3 protein-coding genes and 1 pseudogene are annotated in these 3,651 nt (G+C 70.4%); 3 read left to right on the top strand and 1 reads right to left on the bottom strand.

All coding sequences use genetic code 11. From position 1 onward, the window contains the following. The coding region (locus AOZ53_RS14090; protein ID WP_369816823.1) for an alpha/beta fold hydrolase at positions 1-222 on the bottom strand (222 nt) is incomplete at its 3' end. A gap of 314 nt (positions 223-536) precedes the next feature. Between AOZ53_RS14090 and AOZ53_RS14085 the strand changes: the two genes are divergently transcribed. From AOZ53_RS14085 to AOZ53_RS34710, 3 genes and pseudogenes are all read left to right on the top strand, one after another. Beyond that, positions 537-1,691 (top strand): FAD-dependent monooxygenase, encoded by a 1,155-nt coding sequence (locus AOZ53_RS14085; protein WP_054434747.1) that lies wholly within the window; start codon positions 537-539, stop codon positions 1,689-1,691. A 45-nt stretch (positions 1,692-1,736) separates the two neighbouring features. Further along, on the top strand, positions 1,737-2,267 hold the full coding sequence (locus AOZ53_RS14080) for a (2Fe-2S)-binding protein (RefSeq protein WP_054434749.1): 531 nt from the start codon (positions 1,737-1,739) through the stop codon (positions 2,265-2,267). Beyond that, positions 2,264-3,651: pseudogene (locus AOZ53_RS34710) on the top strand (cytochrome c); the annotation flags it as partial. The gene AOZ53_RS14080 and the pseudogene AOZ53_RS34710, both read left to right, overlap by 4 nt.

The following is a 3,651-nucleotide window of genomic DNA, read 5'->3' as shown; positions in this document are numbered from 1 at the left end:
GCCGCGGCCGCGCACGTCCAGCACATAGGTGTCGTAGCGCTGGCCCAGGCGCTCGGCCACGAAGCCCCAGGTGACCGCCGGGCTGGTGATGCCGGGGATCAGGATGAGCGCGTCGCGTTCGGCGCGCGCGCCCTCGGCGCCGCCGTAGCGCAGGTAGTGCTGGCGGATGCCGTTGGCGTGGATGTTGGCGCCGTACAGGAAGGTGCTGGATGGTTGGCTCATGCCGTGCTCCGGGTGGGTCGATGCCAGGACGGGATCCCGCGGCCATCGCTTGCGCCGCGCAGAGGGCGGATCGAGCGTGATGACGTGATGCGCGGATCCATCTTAGGGTTTTCGATAAATTAAAAAAACAGTGTAGACGCTCTATTCTTGCAAACAGCAAGGTGAATCGCAAAGCCGATGTTCATAGTGGTTTTTACCTATATGTGCATAAAAATGCACTGTTTTGGACGAAGGCGAACAGTTTCGGATCCACGATGGTGCGGTTTTCCATCTGGAAAAAATAGAGTGTATGCATAGAAAAGTAGGAGAGCCTCTTGTCTAAATCCCCCCGCATCGCCGTGATCGGCGCCGGCCTCGGTGGCGCCGCCACCGCCTCGCTCCTGCTGCAGGAAGGCTTCGACGTGCGCGTCTACGAACAGGCGCCGAGTTTTTCGCGGCTGGGCGCCGGTATCCACGTCGGGCCCAACGTCATGAAGATCCTGCGCCGCATCGGCATCGAGGACGCGCTCAACGCCCAGGGTTCGCATCCCGACTACTGGTACAGCCGCCACGGCATGACCGGCGACGTGCTGGCGCGGATCCCGCTGGGCGACTACGCCGTCAAGACCTATGGCGCGTCCTACCTGACGGTGCATCGCGGCGACTTCCACGCCCTGCTGATCGAGGCCCTGCCCGAGCGCGTGATGGCGTACTCCAAGCACCTGATCGGCGTGACCGACCGCGGCAGCGACGTCGAGATGCGCTTTGCCGACGGCAGCGTCGAGCATGCCGACATCGTGATCGGCGCCGATGGCGTCAATTCCCACATCCGCGAGGAACTGCTGGGGCCCGAGCCCCCCAAGTACGCCGGCTACCTGGCGCATCGCGCGGTGTTCCCGACGCCCGAGGTCAAGGCCGGCATGCTGCCGTTCGACGCCTGCGTGAAGTGGTGGACCGATGACCGCCACATGATGACGTACTTCGTCACCAGCAAGGCCGACGAGCTCTACTACGTGACCGGCGTGCCGGTCGAGAAATGGGATCTCAACGACCGCTGGCTGCCCAGCAGCAAGGACGAGATGCGCGAGGCCTTCCAGGGCTGGCATCCCACGGTGCAGGCGCTGATCGACGCCACCGTCGAGGTGACCAAGTGGTCGCTGCTGGAGCGCGACCCGCTGCCGCTGTGGAGCCGCGGCCGCCTGGTGCTGCTGGGCGACGCCTGCCACCCGATGAAGCCGCACATGGCGCAGGGCGCGGCCATGGCCATCGAGGACGGCGCCATGCTGGTGCGTTGCTTCAAGGAGGTCGGGGCGCATAATCACGAACTGGCTTTCGCGCTGTACGAAGCCAACCGCGCCGAGCGCGCCAGCAAGGTGCAGCGCATTTCGCACGACAACACCTGGTTGCGGACCAATGAGGATCCCAGCTGGTGTTTCGGCTACGACGTGTTCAGCGAGCCGCTGGTCGAACCGAAGGCCAAGGCGGCCTGACGCGCCCGCCGTCCTTCCTTCACCGGATCTTTCGCCACGCACATCATGGAACACTCCGCCACGCTCGCCGCCGATCCGATCGGCCTGAAGGTCAACGGCGCCGCCGTGCGCGTGGCGGCGCCGCCGACGACGTCGCTGTTGCTGGTGCTGCGCAACGATCTGGCGCTGAACGGGCCGAAGTATGGCTGCGGCCTGGGCGAGTGCGGCGCCTGCACGGTGCTGATCGACGGCGTGGCGGCGCGCTCCTGTGTGATTCCGGTGAAGGCGGCGCAGGGGCGCGAGGTCACCACGCTCGAAGGGCTGGGCACGCGCGAGCGGCCCGGGCCGACGCAGCGCGCCTTCATCGACTGCCAGGCGGCCCAGTGCGGCTATTGCCTGAACGGCATGATCATGACGGTCGAGGCGCTGCTGCGCCGCGACCCGGCGCCGTCCGAACAAGCCCTGCGCAGCGAACTGCATCACAACCTGTGCCGCTGCGGCACGCATGTCGAGATCATGCAGGCGGCGCTGCGCGCGGTCGAACTGCGCGCGGACGCGATGGCGCGGCCGCGCGGACCCGAGGGGGCCGACGCATGAGCGCGTGGCTACCCGAGGCCGCGGCATTCGCCGTCGAGCCGCCTTCCGACCTGCTGCACGGGTTGGCGCTGCGCCCGCCCGCGGCTGGCTGGGACGGCACCCGCTATCGCGGCAGCACGCTCGACAGCGTGCGCCTGGACGACGCACGGGCCCAGGCGGGCGTGGTGGCGGCGGTGCGGCGCGAACACTTCGTGGGCGTGGTCGCCGTGACGCCGCAGCATGCGCGGCAGGCGCTGGCCTGCATGGCGCCGGTGTGGCGGGGCGACGGTCCGTCGCCGCGCGAGGATCGCGCCGGCCGGGCGGACGGGAATCCGGACGATGATCCTGAATATCAATGGCGGCCCGCCGATATGGCGTCCGGCGCGCGCGTCGCGGCCTGGTGCCTCGAGGGCCGCCTGACGCTGTGGCTGCCGCCGGACGCGGCGGCAATGCACACGCTGGCGCGGCGCGAGCTGGCGGCGCTGATGGACTGGCCCATCCAGGCGGTGCGCGTGGCCGCCTGGCCGCGGGGCGCGGCCGAGGCCGGCCAGCCCGCGCACTTGCTCGATCTGCTGGATGCGGCCGCCGACGCGGCGATGCTGTCCGAGGCCGTGGGCCGGCCGGTCTGCGTGGCCTGCCGGCCGGCGACGGCAGCCACCCTGGCGCTGCGCGCCGCGGACCTGGCCCAGGGCCCGGCGCTGCGTTCGGCCCAGCCCTGGGCGGTGCGTCCCAGCCTGGCGCGCCTGTTGGCGCGGCCCGGCCGCGCGCAGGCCAGCGGCCATGCCACCGTGCAGGGCGACAGCCCGGTGCTGGCGCCGGCGGCCTCGCATGCCTTGCTGCACGCGGACGTCGATGAATTGAATGCGGCCCAGGTGTTCGCCGGCGAAAGCCTGTGGCACGAACAGGCGCTGGCGGCGGGCGAGGATCCGGTCGGCTGGCGGCTGCGGCACCTGGCCGATGCGCGCGGCCATGAATTGGCGCGGCAGGTGGTGGAGCAGGCCGCGGCGCGCGATCCGGTGACGACGGCCGATGGCCTGCTGCACGGCAGCGGCTTCGCCACCGCGCAGGTGCGCTGCGAGGCCGAGGACGGTTCGGCGCACATGGTCTGGAGCGCCTGGGTGGCCGACGTGGCGATCCAGCCCGCCACCGGGCGGATCGAGGTGACGCGGGTGGTCGCCGGCCACGACAGCCAGGACCTGCGCGCCGCGCAAGGCGCCGCCACGCGCCTGGCCATCACGCGCCAGCAACCCGAGCGGCTGGCCGATGCCCGCCGCCTCATCGCCGGCCCGGCGGCGTTCGACGAATGGCGCGGCGCCGAGCCGATGCCGTCGGCCGCGGGCGCAATGACCATCGCGGCGTCGGGCGTGCCCGGCCCGTTGCGGGACGGGCGGCTGGATGTGGACGG

Origin of the sequence: Achromobacter sp. 2789STDY5608621 (assembly GCF_001299375.1) — a bacterium.
In the GTDB taxonomy this organism is placed as follows: domain Bacteria; phylum Pseudomonadota; class Gammaproteobacteria; order Burkholderiales; family Burkholderiaceae_B; genus Achromobacter; species Achromobacter insuavis.
The sequence above is the reverse complement of the archived record's forward strand: the minus strand, read 5'-3'. Positions and strand labels throughout refer to the sequence as shown.